Raw genomic sequence first — 15267 nt, 5'->3', positions numbered from 1 at the left:
TTCAGACGCGCACTGACAGAAGGTTCCATGACTACATCCGTTTTGCCAGACATGTCTTCACAATTTAACCGGCGCTGGGCCAGGGTGCTGCTGGAAACCCTCACCCGCCATGGGGTAGGGCATATCTGTATCGCGCCCGGTTCACGCTCCACCCCCCTGACCCTGGCGGCGGCGGAACATCCGTCCATCCTGTGCCATACCCATTTCGACGAGCGCGGGCTGGGGCATCTGGCCCTCGGCCTGGCCAAGGCGGCGCGCGGGCCGGTGGCGGTGATCGTTACGTCCGGCACCGCGGCGGCCAATCTGTACCCGGCGGTGATCGAAGCCAGCCTGACCGGGGAAAAGCTGATTATGCTGACCGCCGATCGGCCGCCGGAGCTTATCGACTGCGGCGCCAACCAGGCTATCCGCCAGCCGGGACTGTTTGCCGGTTTTGCCGTCCAGCGCGTGGATCTGCCGCGCCCGACGCCGGATATCCCTGCGCGCTGGCTGGTTTCCACCCTGGATCGGGCGCTGGCGGACCCGGCGCCGGGCGCGGTGCATATTAACTGCCCGTTCGCTGAACCGCTCTATGGCCCAGACGAAAACGGCGACGACGCCTGGTCGCGCGCGCTCGGCGACTGGTGGCAGGACGCCGGCCCCTGGCTGGCGCTTCCGCTGCCCGTCGCGCCCGCCGCCGCGCCGGACTGGGCGCAGTGGCGCACGCGTAAAGGGGTGGTGATTGCCGGGCGCATCCCCTGCGAACAGGGAGCGCGCCTGGCGGCATGGGCGGCCGCGCTCGGCTGGCCGCTGATTGGCGATGTGCTGTCGCAGACCGGCCAGCCGCTGCCTTATGCCGATCTCTGGCTGGCCCATCCCGAGGCGCGTCGGGTGCTGGATCAGGCTGAGTTGGTGATCCAGTTCGGCGGCAGCCTGACCGGTAAACGGCTGCTGCAATGGCAGGAGCAGTGCCGCCCGGCGGAGTACTGGCTGGTCGACCCGCTGCCGGGCCGCCTCGATCCGGCCCATCACCGGGGGCGGCGCATCAGTGCGCCCATCGGCGCGTGGCTTGGCGATCATCCCGCGCGGACGCAGGCTTCCTGGGCCCCTGAACTGGCCGGATTCGCCGCGCTGGCGCGGGATCGCATCCGGGCGGCGCTTGCCGACGGCCTGGGCGAAGCCCAGCTGGCCTGCCATCTTAACGATCTGCTGCCCGCGGGCGGCGCGCTGTTCCTGGGCAACAGCCTGACGATACGGCTGGTGGATGCGCTGGCCCAACTGCCGGCGGGTTACCCGGTATATGGTAACCGTGGGGCCAGCGGCATCGACGGCCTGCTGGCCACCGCCGCCGGCGTACAGCGCGCCGGCGACCGGCCGCTGCTTGCGCTGGTGGGCGATCTATCGGCGCTTTACGACCTGAATGCCCTGGCGCTGTTTCGTCATACCACGGCGCCGGTGGTGATCGTGGTGATCAATAATAACGGCGGCCAGATTTTTTCGTTATTGCCGACGCCGGAAGCGGTGCGCGAGCGTTTTTACGTGATGCCGCAGCAGGTGGAGTTTCGCCACGCGGCGGCGCTGTTCGGGCTGGATTACCTGCGGCCCGGGAACGCCGCTGAACTGCGCGACTGCGTTCAGCGCGCCTGGCGCCGGCCTGGGGGCGGGGCGGCCACGCTGCTGGAGCTGGCGGTGCCGCCCCGGGAGGGCGCGGATGTTTTTCGCCAATTGGTGGCCGGGATGGCCAGGCCATGAACCGCCATGCTCCACTGCCGCCTGCGGCAATCGGCATTCCCGTCGGGCCGGGGAAGGGCGCCGGCTGGACGGTAAGCCGCCTGCGCCGGGGCGATCCCGGCCGGCCGTGGCTGGTCTGGCTGCACGGCCTGCTGGGCAGCGGCGACGACTGGTCGCCGGTACTGCCTTATTTCAGCGACTGGTCCCTGGCGACGCTCAACCTGCCGGGGCATGGGCCCGATGCGGGCGCTGCCCGCGCGCCGGCATGCGCGCTTCACCGCGAGCAGGCGGCTGATGGCGGTATCCCGATCAAGACGGCGCAGGCGGCTGATGGCGGCGCCCCGCGACAGAAGGCCGGGCTGGACTTTGCCGCGGTGTCCGCCGGGCTTGCGCATACGCTGGCTGCGCTGGGCATCACCCGCTATATTCTTATCGGTTATTCCCTGGGCGGGCGCATTGCGCTCTACCATGCCTGCCGGGGACGGTGTGGCGCGGGTAATACCCCCGGCGCCGCCGGCGCGAACGGTCAAGCGGGGCTGTGCGGACTGTTTGTCGAAGGCGCCCATCCCGGCCTGGCGCACCGGCGGGAGCGCGCGGACCGTCTGCGCCACGACGGCCTGTGGGCACGGCGCTTCAGCCGGCAGCCGATAACCGCGGTTCTGGCCGACTGGTACCGCCAGCCGGTGTTCGGCGATTTGTCCGACGACGCGCGCCGGCAGCTGGTCGCGTTGCGCGCCGCCAATGACGGCGCGGCTGTCGCCGCCATGCTCCTGGCCACCTCGCTGGCGCGGCAGCCCGATCTGGCGGCGCGGTTGCGCGCGCTGGACCTGCCGTTCGGTTACCTGTGCGGCGAACACGACGGCAAATTTACCGCCCTGGCCCGTGGGGCGGCATTGCCCCTGGTCCCGGTGCCCGGCGCCGGCCACAATGCCCACCGGGCCAACCCGCCGGCTTTTGCCGGCCAACTGCTCACCCTGCTAGCTCCGTTTCATTAAAGGAATGTTTTATGCTTAAACCCAGCGAAGACCAGTGGTACGCCCCTATCGATTGGCGCGATTGCAGCGGCGATTTCGAGGATATCCGCTATCATAAGTCCGCCGACGGCATCGCCCGGATTACCATCAACCGGCCCCAGGTACGTAATGCGTTCCGGCCGCTGACGGTCAAAGAAATGATCCAGGCCATGGCCGACGCCCGTTACGACGAAGGCATCGGCGTGATTATTCTTACCGGCGAAGGGGATAAGGCGTTCTGTTCCGGCGGCGACCAGAAGGTGCGCGGCGACTACGGCGGTTATAAGGACGACAGCGGCGTGCATCATCTTAACGTGCTGGACTTCCAGCGCCAGATCCGCACCTGCCCGAAACCGGTGGTGGCGATGGTGGCGGGTTTCGCCATCGGCGGCGGCCATGTGCTGCACATGATGTGCGACCTGACCCTGGCGGCGGACAATGCGGTATTCGGCCAGACCGGGCCTAAAGTCGGCTCCTTCGACGGCGGCTGGGGCGCGGCCTATATGGCGCGCATCGTCGGCCAGAAAAAAGCCCGGGAAATCTGGTTCCTTTGCCGGCAGTACGATGCGCGGCAGGCGCTGGACATGGGGCTGGTCAATACCGTTGTGCCGCTGGCCGACCTGGAGAAGGAAACCGTACGCTGGTGCCGGGAAATGCTGCAGAACAGTCCGATGGCGCTGCGCTGCCTGAAGGCCGCGCTGAATGCGGACTGTGACGGCCAGGCGGGGCTGCAGGAGCTGGCGGGCAACGCCACCATGCTGTTTTACATGACGGAGGAAGGGCAGGAAGGGCGCAATGCGTTCGTTGAGAAACGCCAGCCCGACTTCAGCAAATTCAAGCGGAACCCCTGATGCGCAGCGCAACGATCTACCGCTACAGCCTGCCGATGGAAGCCGGCGTGGTGCTGCGCAACCAGCGCCTGAAAAGCCGTGACGGCCTGGTGGTGCGGCTTGAGTGCGACGGCCGTGATGGCCTGGGGGAAATCGCGCCGCTGCCCGGATTCAGCCGCGAAACGCTGATCGAGGCGGAGGCGTCGGCGCTGGAGCTGCTGCGGCGCTGGGTCGACGGCGAGGACGCGGCGGCGGACGGCGGCGGTCTGGCGTTGGCTTCCGGCCCCGCGGCGCCGTCGGTGGCGTTCGGCATCAGCATGGCCCTGGCCGAGCTGGCGGGTGAACTGCCCGACGCGGCGCCTTATCAGACCGTGCCGCTGTGCACCGGCGATCCCGATAGGCTGATACCGATGCTCGCGGCGTTGCCCGGCAGGAAGATTGCCAAGATCAAGGTCGGCATGTATGAAGCGATCCGCGACGCCGTCATGGTCAACCTGCTGCTGGAAGCGGTGCCGGATCTGCATGTGCGGCTGGACGCCAACCGCAGCTGGACCCCGGCCAAGGCCGCCGGCTTTGCCCGCTATCTGGACCCCTCCCTTATCGCGCGTATCGATTTTCTGGAAGAACCCTGCGCCACGCCGGCGCAATCGCTGGCCTTTGCCCGCGATACCGGCATCGCCATTGCCTGGGATGAAAGCCTGCGCGAGCCGGATTTTCAACTCCGCGCCCAGCAGGGCGTGGCGGCGGCGGTCATCAAACCCACGCTCACCGGCAGCCTGGCGCGCTGTCGCGCGTTGGTTGCCCAGGCGCACCGGGAGGGACTGACGGCGGTTATCAGTTCGGCCATCGAGTCCAGCCTGGGCCTGACGCAGCTTTCGCGCCTGGCCGCCTGGCTGACGCCGGGTATCCAGCCCGGCCTGGATACCCTTACGCTGATGCGTTCGCAGCTGATCCGTCCCTGGTCCGGCAGCCCGCTGCCGTTATGCACCGCCGGGCAACTCTCTCAAACACGACTGGAGCCGACGGCCCGCCGCCTTTAAGGCAATCTCCGGACCGGCTTACTATGAAGATGCAATCATGATGACTTTCGCTACCTGGCCCTGGCACCATTGGGCGCAGCAGACGCCGCACAGTATTGCGCTGCGCGCCGACGACGCCGACTGGAGCTGGCGCAACCTGGTGATGCGCGTCGACCAGATGGCCGCCGCGTGGCAGCGGGCGGGCGTCACGGTGGGCTGCGGAGTGGCGTTGCGCGGTAAAAACAGCCTGGATCTGCTGCTGGCGTATCTGGCCGCGCTGCAATGCGGCGCGCGGGTTCTTCCCCTGAATCCCCTGTTGCCGGCCGAACTGCTGGCGCAGCGCCTGCCGACGCTGAATATGGATTTCGGCTGGTGCGCGCGCGGCCTGCCCTGGCCCGGGACCATCGCGCCGTTAACGATAATCGACGCCGACTCCGACGCCGCCGCCGCGCCGCTGGTGTCCTGGCAGGTTAACCGGCTGGCGACCCTGACGCTGACTTCCGGTTCCAGCGGCCTGCCCAAGGCGGCGGCCCATACCTACGCCGCGCATCTGGCCAGCGCCCGGGGCGTCACGCGGCTGATGGCCTTCCAGAACCGCCATCGCTGGCTGTTGTCGCTGCCGCTGTGCCATGTTTCCGGGCAAGGCATCGTCTGGCGCTGGCTGGCGGTGGGCGCCACGTTGGCGCTGGCCCGGGACCAGCCGCTGGAACGGGCGCTGGCCGGATGCACCCACGCCTCGCTGGTGCCGACGCAGCTGTGGCGTCTGCTGCAGGGTGACCCCGCGCGGCTTAGCCTGCAGGATGTGCTGCTGGGCGGCGCGATGATCCCCCTTGAGCTGACCCGCCGGGCGGAAGCGCTCGGCGTGCGCTGCTGGTGCGGCTACGGCCTGACGGAGTTTGCCTCCACCGTCTGCGCCAAGCGCGCCGATGCCTCGGGCGGCGTCGGTTCGCCCCTGGACGGCCGCGAACTGCGGCTGGTGGACGGTGAAGTGTGGCTGCGCGGCAGCAGCATGGCCGCGGGTTACTGGCAGCAGGGCCGGTTGCTGAAGCTGGCCGATGACGACGGCTGGTTTCATACCCGCGACGGCGGCCGGTTTGTCGACGGCGAACTGCATATCAGCGGCCGGCTGGATAATGTCTTTTTTTGCGGCGGCGAAGGGGTGCAGCCGGAGGATATCGAACGTATCCTGGCCGCCCATCCCGCCGTGCGCCAGTCGTTTGTGGTGCCGGTGGACGACGGGGAGTACGGCCAGCGGCCGGTGGCGGTGCTGGAGGCCGATGCGCCTTTTCCCGAGCTGCGCGCCTGGCTGGAGCCGCAGCTGGCGCCGTGGCAGCGCCCGATCGCCTATCTTGCCCTGCGCCAGGTGCTGCCGGACAAGCTGGACGCCGGCGGCATAAAAATCCCGCGCAGCCAGCTTACCCGGCTGGCGCAGGCGCAATTCGCGTTAAATCCCTAAAGAAAGGTTGTGTTTGTCGGTCCGGCTTTCTAAAGTGGCGGTATAAAGATGAGAGGAGAGAAGCATGCTTAGGGTAGAAATGCTGTGCACCGGCGACGAAGTGCTGCATGGACAGATTCTCGATACCAATGCGGCCTGGCTGGCGAACTATTTGTTTGAGCAGGGGCTGCCGATGAGCGCGCGCATGACCGTAGGCGACAACCTCTCCGCCTTGGTGGCGGCGCTGACCGAGCGCAGCCTGCGCGCCGATATCATGATCGTCAACGGCGGCCTGGGGCCGACCAGCGACGATCTCAGCGCGCTGGCCGCCGCCACCGCCACCGGCGAGGAACTGATCGAACATCCCGAATGGCTGGCGAAAATCGAAGCCTTTTTCGCCGAACGCGGCCGGGTGATGGCGCCGAGCAACCGCAAGCAGGCGCAAATTCCCGCCAATGCCGAGATGATCGATAATCCGGTGGGCACCGCCTGCGGTTTTGCCCTGCAGCTTAACCGCTGCCTGATGTTTTTTACTCCCGGCGTGCCGTCGGAGTTCAAGGTGATGGTCGAGCAGCAAATCGTGCCGCGCCTGCGCGAACGTTTCGATCTGCCGGATCCGCCGCTGTGCCTGCGTCTCACCACCTTCGGCCGTGCGGAAAGCGAGCTGGCGAGCCAGCTTGACGACATGACGCTGCCGGAAGAGGTGGTGCTGGGCTACCGATCCTCAATGCCGATTATCGAATTAAAACTGACCGGCCCGGCCCATGAGCGCGACGCCATGGAACTGGCCTGGCAAAAAGTGCGCGCGGTGGCCGGTGAAAGCGCTATTTTTGAAGGTACCGACGATCTGCCGACCCAGCTGGCGCAACGTCTGCATCAGCGTCCGCTGACCCTGGCCATCGGCGAACGTTTTACCGCCGGACTGCTGACCTGGCAATGCCAGAGCGCGGGCATGCCGGTCAAGGGCGGCGAATGGCTGGAGGCCCCCGGCCCTGAGATCGCCGGTACTGCCGATGGCGACACCTTCTCCGGGCACCTAAGCGCGGCGGATGCCCCCCCGGCCCACGACGCCCAGTCGCTTTTGCGAAAGCTGGCCCGGCAGGCGCAAGGGCTGGCGGCGCGTCACGGCACGCAGCTTGCGCTGGTGGTCGGCGATATGGCGCAGGACAGCCTGAGCCTGGCGCTGCACACGCCGGACGGCGATTACGCCCAAACGGTGGTGTTCGCCGTCAGCATACAGCGCCACGGCCTGAAAACCCGCCAGGAAATGGTGTCGCTGATGGCGCTGAATATGCTCAGACGTTGGCTGAACGGCTGGCCGGTCTACGGCGAGCATGGCTGGATACGCATCGCCGCAACCCTGGCGTAAGCGCCGCGGGCGGTAACCGGCATCACGGTGGGCCTCCGGTCTGGCGTTAAGGTCGGACCAGGCACACCCCGGCTGCTCTCCCCCGTCAAGGCGTGGCTGTAATCACGGTTGCGCAGGCGATGCGCACAGCCGCCCAACGAGGTAATCGACGAAGCAACGCACCCGGGCCGGTGTGTGCGCTCCGCCCACGAATACCGCATGCACCTCCTCACCATCGCCGGGATTGAACGCGTCGAGGATAGGCACGAGCCTGCCTGCCCGGACGGCGTCTGCCACCGTCTCGGCGCAAACACGCGCGATCCCGATCCCTTCGAGGGCCAGTTGGCCTTCCGTATCGCCATTATTCGTTTCCACGCAGCCCGTGATCGGCAATGAATAATCGCGGCCGTCTTTGCGAAACGGCCACGTTGGCGCGGCGCGTTTGAAGTTGAAGCCAATACAATCGTGATGGTAGAGATCCTCCGGAACCGCCGGCGTGCCGCGACGTGCGAGATAGTCCGGAGACGCCACGATGACCTTATGGGTGACGCCAAGCCGGCGGGCGGTAAGCAGTCCGTCGGGCAGCGGCCCCAGCCGCACTGCAACGTCCGCCTGGCCCGCGGCGATGTCCACGACGGCGTCGGTGGCAATGATTTCCAGCAGGATGCCGGGGTATTGCTGCATGAACGCGCGAAGAAGCGGTACGACGAACATTTTTCCATACTGCAGCGACAGACAAATCCGCAGACGCCCCTTGGGGGAACTCTGATTCGCAATGGACTGCTCGGTTTCCTTCAGATCCGCGATGATGCGCCGGGCAGACGCCAGATAAGTCATGCCCTCGGGCGTGAGTATCAGCGAGCGCGTGGTTCGCAGCAGCAGGCGAACGCCAAGCCGTGCTTCGATGCGGTCGATGACCCGCGCGATTGAAGACGGCGCCACCTTCAGCCGGCGTCCCGCCGCCGAAAAACCGCCTTCCTCCGCGACGAGCACGAAGATTTCCAGATCGCCGGCCAGGGCCATAAATACCACCTGTGCGTTTTACGCAAAAGAATTGAGCAAATTCATAGCATAGACGTCCGCATGGCGTGAGTCTATCTTTGCATAAGGGAGTGCAATGCCTTTTAACCGTGGCCGCTGCGGTTGAAGCTCAACGCTATCCCCATCTCTGTGCAATCTACGGCACCCATGAGGAGAGGACTATGGTTTCACCTTACCAGATACATATTCCTGACCAGCGGCTCGCCGCGATCAGGGCGAAAGTCGAAGGTTATGACTGGCATTTGCTGGCGGATGCAGGCGGTTGGTCGGCGGGCGTCGGCATCGGCGACCTCAAACGGCTCGTCGCCTACTGGCGGGACAGCTATCAGTGGCGCGAGGTGGAGCGGCGCATCAACCAGCTCCCCAATTTCACGACGGTTGTCGAAGGCGAGCATATCCATTTCGTCCATGTGAAGGGAGACGGGTCCAAGCCCCCCGTACTCCTCCTGCACGGCTGGCCGGGCTCGTATCTGGAGTTCGAGCGGCTGCTGGCGCCGCTTGCCGCCGATGGGCACGATGTCATCGTTCCCTCGCTCCCAGGCTTTGCCTTCTCGAACCCCATCACCGGCGTTATCGGGCCGCGCCGGTCGGCCGAGCTTATGCACGGGCTGATGACGCGCTTGTTCGGCCAGGCGCGCTACTTCGTCCAAGGGGGCGATTGGGGGGCGCATATCGCCAGCTGGCTGGCTCACGTGCGGCCGGACGCGCTGCTCGGTTTCCATATCAATATGGTGAGCATCTTCGCCGGGGATAGCGTTCCCACCACGCCGGAGGAAAAGGATCTGTTCTCCCGCCGCGCCGCGATCCTCGATTGGGAGACGGGCTATAATCACGAGCAGGAGACGCGCCCGCAGACACTGGGCGTCGCGCTGGCCGACAGCCCGGTCGGCGCGGCCGGCTGGATACTCGAAAAATTCGGTAAATGGTCGGATCTGCCGACGACGGCCGACGGCGGTCCGGACATCTGGAGCACATACTCGGAAGAGGAGTTGCTCACCAATATCATGCTGTATATCGCGACGCCGGCGGCGGTCACGGCAATGTGGATTTACCATGGCAAGCGCCTGGAAGGCGCGGATCGGTTCCCGGCCGGAACCCGCGTCCAGGCGCCGATGGGCGTCGCGGCGTTTCCCGATCCCGTCTTTCTGCCGACGCCACGCTCGTTTGCCGAAAAGACCTACAATATCGTGCATTGGACGGACATGGAGAGGGGTGGCCATTTCGCCGCGCTGGAACAGCCGGATCTGATGTTGGCGGACCTGCGCGCGTTCATCGCCACGGTGTTGGCCGCGCGCTGATAAGGCGCGGCGGCTTCGTCTCCGGGGTGCCGCAGCGCCTTTACGTCCCAGGGCTTCAATGCCGGCGCCGGCAACGGCCCTGTTTTAACGCGACTGAGTATCCCCGGCGGGGCGGAGCGGGGCGGCAAAATCCTCCGCATCCACATCATAACCCGACGGTTCCCAGCGAATCGTCAACAGCGCCGCCAGTCCGGCCAGCGGCGCGATGGCAATCACCCAGAACACGCCGGTATTCAGCAATGCTGCCAAGACCGGAAACAGGAACAGTGAAACGGTGGAGCTGGCGCGCATCAGCGTCTGGTTAAATCCTACCCCAACGCCGCGCAGCGAGGTCGGATAACTTAACGACGCGAAGGTCATGCTGTGCGAACCGGGGCCGATGCCCTGACCGAATAAAAACAGCGCCAGCATGGCGATAGCCAGTCCCGCGTGCAGCCCGTCGGCCGGCCGGCCGATCAGCGCCAGGCCGATAAGCGCCGCCAGCTGGAAGGCATACCCCAGCACCGTCATGTTCCAGGCGCCGAAACGCGGCACCCAGCGCACCGCTATCAGCCCGCCGACAAACGCAAACAGCAGGTTCAGCGCCAGCGACGCCAGAATCGTGATCAGCATGGACTGCGCCAGGAAACTGCTGATGATCACCGGCAGGCCGAACGCCACGGCGTTATAGGCAAAAGACGAGGCCACGGCGATAATGGTCGCCAGCACGGTGCGCTTAAGGTAAATGCCTTTGAGCAGTTCGCCGTAATTGCGAAAACGCGCGCGGCGCGCGGGTACGGCGGCCGGGCCCTTGCCGGCGTCCGCCGCCACCCGGGCGTTAATGCCGTAGGAGCGCCTGAGGATGCGCGCCGCGCCGGCCAGATCGCCCTGATTGGCCGCCCATACCGGCGACTCGCTCATATATTTGCTGCGAATGGCGATGATAAACAGCGCCGGCACGGCGCCGAAACCCAATATCAGGCGCCATAGCCAATCGGTATACCCCGCGGGCAGTACGCCGTAAAGCAGCAGCACCAGCAGGTACGACACGCTGATGGCGGCATACCAGGTGGGGCACCACATGGCGATGCTGGCCGCCTTGTTGCCCCGTCCCTGCAAACGGGAAAACTCCGCCAGGAAGGCCATGGCCACCGGCAAATCAATGCCGACCCCCAGCCCCATCACAAACCGCGCCCCGGCCAGCACCCACTCGTTGGGCGCAAAGGCGCAGGCCAGCGCGGCGATGACAAAAAAGAACATATCCGCCATAAACACCCGGTAGCGGCCGATTTTATCGGTCAGGTAACCGCCGAAAAACGCGCCGACGATAGCGCCGAAGGTGATTGCCGAGGCCACCATGCCGGTGCCGGCCGGCGTCAGGTTAAACTCGCGGGTAATATCCTTGACCCCAAAGGCCAGCGCCCCCAGATCGTAGGCGTCGAGGAACACGCCGCCCAGCGCAATGCCGATGATGATGCCGGCATGATTGCGTTTTTGCGTACCGGCGTTGACCAGCTGGGAGATATCAGCGGCGCTCTTGATAAATACCGGATCGCCCTCGGGCGCCATATCGGCGTCCAGCGTCGCGGTGTGGGCGGTACTCAGGAGTAGAGACATAGCGTGCTTATTGATTAAATCGAAAAGGTAAGGCGCAGCATACCCAGCGGCCGGCCCCAGGGAAAGGCCGAAAAGTTATAACTTAATACAAAATAATAGGTTGCACGCTGCTGGTGCAACCCGCGGCGGCATTACAGCTCCAGTTCGATATCCGCCACGGGCAGGCAGCAGCAGGGCAGGATCTCGCCGGGCCGGATAAACGCCAGCGGAGCATGCTGATATTGTACCTGCCCCTGCGCCAGGCGCAGGCGACAGGCGCCGCAATAACCCGAGCGGCACTGGGATTCCACCGGCACCTGGTGCGCTTCCAGCGCGTCCAGCAGCGAACCGTGGCGGCTCTCGCAGGCCAGGCGCGTCCCATCGCGGCGCAGCGTGATCATAGGCAGGGGCAGGGACACGGCGGCTTACAGCTGAAAGTCGCTAAGGTCGTCGGCGTTGACCTCGGAGTCAATCTGGCCGACAAGATAGGAGCTCACCTCCACCTCCTGCGGCGCCACCTGTACGTTATCGGACACCAGCCAGGTATTGATCCAGGGGATGGGATTGGAGCGGGTGGCGAACGGCAGTTCCAGGCCCACCGCCTGCATGCGGATATTGGTAATATAATCCACATACTGGCACAGGATATCCTTGTTCAGCCCGATCATCGAGCCGTCGCGGAACAGATAGCTGGCCCACTCCTTCTCCTGCTCCGCCGCCAGCACAAACAGGTCGTAGCATGCCTGCTGGCATTCTTTGGCGATCTCGGCCATTTCCGGGTCATCCTCGCCGGAACGCAGCAGGTTCAGCATATGCTGGGTGCCGGTCAGGTGCAGGGCCTCGTCGCGGGCGATCAGGCGGATAATCTTGGCGTTGCCTTCCATCAGCTCGCGCTCGGCGAACGCAAAGGAGCAGGCGAAGCTGACGTAAAAACGCACCGCCTCCAGGGCATTGACGCTCATCAGGCACAGATACAGCTTTTTCTTTAGCTCGCGCAGGTTCACCGTCACTTCCCGGCCGTTCACCTGATGGGTGCCGACGCCCAACAGATGGTAATAGCCGGTCAGCTCGATCAGATCGTCGTAGTACCCCGAAATATCCTTGGCCCGCTTGAGGATCTCCTCGTTGGTGACGATATCGTCGAACACCAGCGACGGATCGTTGACGATATTGCGGATGATATGGGTATAGGACCGGGAATGGATGGTTTCCGAAAAGGCCCAGGTTTCCACCCAGGTCTCCAGCTCGGGAATGGAGATCAGCGGCAGCAGCGCCACGTTGGGGCTGCGTCCCTGGATGGAGTCGAGCAGGGTCTGGTATTTCAGGTTGCTGAGGAAAATATGCTTTTCATGCTCCGGCAGCGCCTGGAAATCGATACGATCGCGCGATACGTCCACTTCTTCCGGCCGCCAGAAGAAGGAGAGCTGTTTTTCAATCAGCTTTTCGAAAATATCGTATTTTTGCTGGTCGTAACGCGCCACGTTAACGTTCTGGCCGAAGAACATCGGCTCGAGCAGCTGGTTGTTTTTATGCTGTGAAAAGGTGGTATAGGCCATGGTCACTCCTGTTACCCACGGACGGCGCCAGCGCCGCCCGCGGCCGGTGTTAAATCTTACAGGCGCCGCTTTCGCAATCGTCGGTCTCGGCGGCGGCCTGCATATCTTCCTGCGCATCTTCGGCGCCATCGCGGGTATTTTGATAATACAGCGTCTTGACGCCGAACTTATACGCGGTCAGCAAATCTTTCAGCAACTGCTTCATCGGCACTTTACCCGCCGGGAAACGGGACGGATCGTAGTTGGTATTGGCCGAAATCGCCTGGTCGACAAACTTCTGCATGACGCCCACCAGATGCAGGTAACCGTCGTTGTTAGGCATTTCCCATAACAGTTCATAGGCGTCCTTCAGCCGGTTGGACTCCGGCACCACCTGGCGCAGGATGCCGTCCTTGGAGGCCTTGATGCTGACATAACCGCGCGGCGGCTCAATGCCGTTGGTGGCGTTGGAAATCTGCGACGACGTCTCGGAGGGCATCAGCGCCGAGAGGGTGGAGTTGCGCAGGCCGTGCCGCTGAATATCGGCGCGCAGGGTTTCCCAGTCATAATGCAGCGGCTCGCTGCAAATGGCGTCGAGATCCTTTTTATAGGTATCGATGGGCAGGATGCCTTGGGCGTAGGTGGTTTCGTTAAACCACGGACAGGCGCCGCGCTCCTGCGCCAGTTCGTTGGATGCCTTCAGCAGGTAATACTGGATGGCTTCGAACGTACGGTGCGTCAGGTTATTGGCGCTGCCGTCGGAATAGCGCACGCCGTTTTTCGCCAGGTAATAGGCGTAGTTGATCACGCCCACGCCCAGCGTGCGCCGGCCCATGGCGCCGCGCTGCGCGGCCGGGATCGGATAGTCCTGGTAATCGAGCAGGGCGTCGAGCGCGCGCACCGCAAGCGTCGCCAGCTCTTGCAGGTCATCCAGGCTGTCCAGGGCGCCCAGGTTAAACGCCGACAGGGTGCACAGCGCGATTTCCCCGCTTTCGTCGTTAACGTCTTCCAGCGGTTTGGTCGGCAGGGCGATTTCCAGGCACAGGTTGGACTGGCGGATCGGCGCCACGGACGCGTCGAACGGGCTGTGGGTATTACAATGGTCCACGTGCTGGATATAGATGCGGCCGGTGGAGGCGCGTTCCTGCATCATCAACGAGAACAGATCCACCGCCTTGACGCGCTGCTTGCGGATACTGTCGTCCTGCTCATACCGGGTATACAGCCGTTCAAACTCTTCCTGGTCGGCAAAAAAAGCGTCATACAGCCCCGGCACGTCGGACGGGCTGAACAACGTGATGTCCTCGCCCTTGACCAGGCGCTGGTACATCAGCTTGTTAATCTGTACGCCGTAGTCCATATGGCGCACGCGGTTGCCTTCCACCCCGCGGTTGTTTTTCAATACCAGCAGGCTTTCCACCTCAAGATGCCACATCGGGTAAAACAAGGTGGCCGCGCCGCCGCGCACGCCGCCCTGGGAACAGGACTTCACCGCGGTCTGGAAGTGTTTATAAAACGGCACGCAGCCGGTATGGAAGGCTTCGCCGCCGCGGATCGGGCTGCCCAGCGCCCGGATGCGGCCCGCGTTGATGCCGATGCCGGCGCGCTGCGAGACATATTTGACGATGGCGCTGGAGGTGGCGTTGATGGAATCCAGGCTGTCGCCGCACTCAATCAGCACGCAGGAGCTGAACTGGCGGGTCGGGGTGCGCACGCCGGACATGATGGGCGTCGGCAGCGAGATCTTAAAGGTGGAAATGGCGTCGTAAAAACGTTTCACATAGTCCAGGCGGGTGGCGCGGTCATAACCCGAGAACAGGCAGGCCGCCACCAGGATATACAGGAACTGCGCGCTTTCGTAGATCTGGCCGCTGACCCGGTTTTGTACCAGGTATTTGCCTTCCAGCTGTTTCACCGCCGCATAGGAAAAATTCATATCGCGCCAGTGGTCGATAAAGCCGTCCATCAGGGCAAACTCTTCGGCGCTGTAGTCTTCCAGCAGATGGCGGTCGTATTTGCCCATTTCCACCAGCCGGGTGACGTGATCGTACAGCTTCGGCGGCTCAAACTGGCCGTAGGCTTTTTTACGCAGGTGGAATACCGCCAGGCGGGCGGCCAGGTACTGATAATCCGGGGCATCGCGGGAAATGAGATCCGCCGCCGCCTTGATAATGGTTTCATGGATATCGGCGGTTTTGATGCCGTCGTAAAACTGGATATGGGAGCGGAGCTCGACCTGGGAAACCGAGACGTTTTCCAGGCCTTCCGCCGCCCAGTCGATCACGCGGTGGATCTTGTCGAGGTTGATTTTTTCTTTACTGCCGTCGCGTTTTGTAACAAGCAGACTCTGGTTCATAAGCCGCAATACCTGTCTGAGTGACCCCGGGCTTTATGCTCGCGCATAAGAAAAATAGTGTCTCCCGTTGCGGTAAAACACTATATATAGGGTTTTTTCGTTAATTT

General features: G+C 64.1%; 12 protein-coding genes. 7 read left to right on the top strand and 5 right to left on the bottom strand.

All coding sequences use genetic code 11. The annotated features are described in order from the left end of the window. The first annotated feature begins 27 nt into the window (after positions 1-27). The 6 genes from menD (at position 28) to ACL2XQ_RS18025 (ending at position 7376) form a co-directional block, all read left to right on the top strand. Entirely contained in the window at positions 28-1731 is a 1704-nt protein-coding gene (gene menD, locus ACL2XQ_RS18050) for a 2-succinyl-5-enolpyruvyl-6-hydroxy-3-cyclohexene-1-carboxylic-acid synthase (protein ID WP_413739528.1), read from the top strand. Next, on the top strand, positions 1728-2705 hold the full coding sequence (locus ACL2XQ_RS18045; protein ID WP_413739527.1) for an alpha/beta fold hydrolase: 978 nt from the start codon (positions 1728-1730) through the stop codon (positions 2703-2705). Before menD ends, ACL2XQ_RS18045 begins: the two co-directional genes overlap by 4 nt. 11 nt (positions 2706-2716) lie before the next feature. Continuing rightward, the gene (gene menB, locus ACL2XQ_RS18040; RefSeq protein WP_410014227.1) at positions 2717-3574 is read left to right on the top strand and encodes a 1,4-dihydroxy-2-naphthoyl-CoA synthase; all 858 of its coding nucleotides are present in this window, start codon (positions 2717-2719) and stop codon (positions 3572-3574) included. Continuing rightward, positions 3574-4593, top strand: a complete 1020-nt coding sequence (gene menC / locus ACL2XQ_RS18035) for an o-succinylbenzoate synthase (RefSeq protein WP_410014228.1) — start codon at positions 3574-3576, stop codon at positions 4591-4593. Before menB ends, menC begins: the two co-directional genes overlap by 1 nt. A 37-nt stretch (positions 4594-4630) precedes the next feature. Beyond that, positions 4631-6028, top strand: coding sequence for an o-succinylbenzoate--CoA ligase (menE, locus tag ACL2XQ_RS18030; RefSeq protein WP_413729741.1), 1398 nt, complete (start codon positions 4631-4633; stop codon positions 6026-6028). 64 nt (positions 6029-6092) lie between these two features. Then, a complete protein-coding gene (locus ACL2XQ_RS18025) occupies positions 6093-7376 on the top strand; it encodes a nicotinamide mononucleotide deamidase-related protein YfaY (RefSeq protein ID WP_413723326.1) in 1284 nt (427 codons plus the stop codon). A gap of 102 nt (positions 7377-7478) precedes the next feature. Here ACL2XQ_RS18025 and ACL2XQ_RS18020 read toward each other — a convergent pair whose 3' ends face one another. Then, a complete protein-coding gene (locus ACL2XQ_RS18020; RefSeq protein ID WP_413739526.1) occupies positions 7479-8378 on the bottom strand; it encodes a LysR family transcriptional regulator in 900 nt (299 codons plus the stop codon). A gap of 179 nt (positions 8379-8557) precedes the next feature. Between ACL2XQ_RS18020 and ACL2XQ_RS18015 the strand changes: the two genes are divergently transcribed. Next, complete coding sequence (locus tag ACL2XQ_RS18015) at positions 8558-9694, top strand: epoxide hydrolase family protein (RefSeq protein ID WP_410014232.1); 1137 nt, start codon at positions 8558-8560, stop codon at positions 9692-9694. Between the two features lie 84 nt (positions 9695-9778). On the opposite strand, the gene ACL2XQ_RS18010 is transcribed toward ACL2XQ_RS18015, so the two are convergent. The 4 genes from ACL2XQ_RS18010 to nrdA all read right to left on the bottom strand — a co-directional run bounded on the left by ACL2XQ_RS18010 (position 9779) and on the right by nrdA (position 15160). After that, complete coding sequence (locus tag ACL2XQ_RS18010) at positions 9779-11290, bottom strand: MFS transporter (RefSeq protein WP_413739524.1); 1512 nt, start codon at positions 11288-11290, stop codon at positions 9779-9781. 131 nt (positions 11291-11421) lie between these two features. Further along, on the bottom strand, positions 11422-11682 hold the full coding sequence (yfaE, locus tag ACL2XQ_RS18005) for a class I ribonucleotide reductase maintenance protein YfaE (protein WP_410016766.1): 261 nt from the start codon (positions 11680-11682) through the stop codon (positions 11422-11424). 12 nt (positions 11683-11694) lie between these two features. Beyond that, a complete protein-coding gene (gene nrdB, locus ACL2XQ_RS18000) occupies positions 11695-12825 on the bottom strand; it encodes a class Ia ribonucleoside-diphosphate reductase subunit beta (RefSeq protein WP_413723324.1) in 1131 nt (376 codons plus the stop codon). 49 nt (positions 12826-12874) lie between these two features. Next, positions 12875-15160: a class 1a ribonucleoside-diphosphate reductase subunit alpha gene (gene nrdA, locus ACL2XQ_RS17995; protein WP_413739523.1), complete on the bottom strand. Its 2286-nt coding sequence runs from the start codon at positions 15158-15160 to the stop codon at positions 12875-12877. Positions 15161-15267 lie beyond the last annotated feature (107 nt).

The organism is Sodalis sp. RH14 (assembly GCF_047324285.1).
GTDB lineage: Bacteria > Pseudomonadota > Gammaproteobacteria > Enterobacterales > Enterobacteriaceae > Acerihabitans.
This window is presented reverse-complemented; position numbering and strand designations above follow the sequence as displayed.

What these genes read in the sequence shown, in the direction of transcription:
- menD (WP_413739528.1), top strand. Translation starts at nt 28, where the DNA reads ATGACTACATCCGTTTTGCCAGACATGTCTTCACAATTTAACCGGCGC.
- ACL2XQ_RS18045 (WP_413739527.1), top strand. Translation starts at nt 1,728, where the DNA reads ATGAACCGCCATGCTCCACTGCCGCCTGCGGCAATCGGCATTCCCGTC.
- menB (WP_410014227.1), top strand. Translation starts at nt 2,717, where the DNA reads ATGCTTAAACCCAGCGAAGACCAGTGGTACGCCCCTATCGATTGGCGC.
- menC (WP_410014228.1), top strand. Translation starts at nt 3,574, where the DNA reads ATGCGCAGCGCAACGATCTACCGCTACAGCCTGCCGATGGAAGCCGGC.
- menE (WP_413729741.1), top strand. Translation starts at nt 4,631, where the DNA reads ATGATGACTTTCGCTACCTGGCCCTGGCACCATTGGGCGCAGCAGACG.
- ACL2XQ_RS18025 (WP_413723326.1), top strand. Translation starts at nt 6,093, where the DNA reads ATGCTTAGGGTAGAAATGCTGTGCACCGGCGACGAAGTGCTGCATGGA.
- ACL2XQ_RS18020 (WP_413739526.1), bottom strand. Translation starts at nt 8,378, where the DNA reads ATGGCCCTGGCCGGCGATCTGGAAATCTTCGTGCTCGTCGCGGAGGAA.
- ACL2XQ_RS18015 (WP_410014232.1), top strand. Translation starts at nt 8,558, where the DNA reads ATGGTTTCACCTTACCAGATACATATTCCTGACCAGCGGCTCGCCGCG.
- ACL2XQ_RS18010 (WP_413739524.1), bottom strand. Translation starts at nt 11,290, where the DNA reads ATGTCTCTACTCCTGAGTACCGCCCACACCGCGACGCTGGACGCCGAT.
- nrdB (WP_413723324.1), bottom strand. Translation starts at nt 12,825, where the DNA reads ATGGCCTATACCACCTTTTCACAGCATAAAAACAACCAGCTGCTCGAG.
- nrdA (WP_413739523.1), bottom strand. Translation starts at nt 15,160, where the DNA reads ATGAACCAGAGTCTGCTTGTTACAAAACGCGACGGCAGTAAAGAAAAA.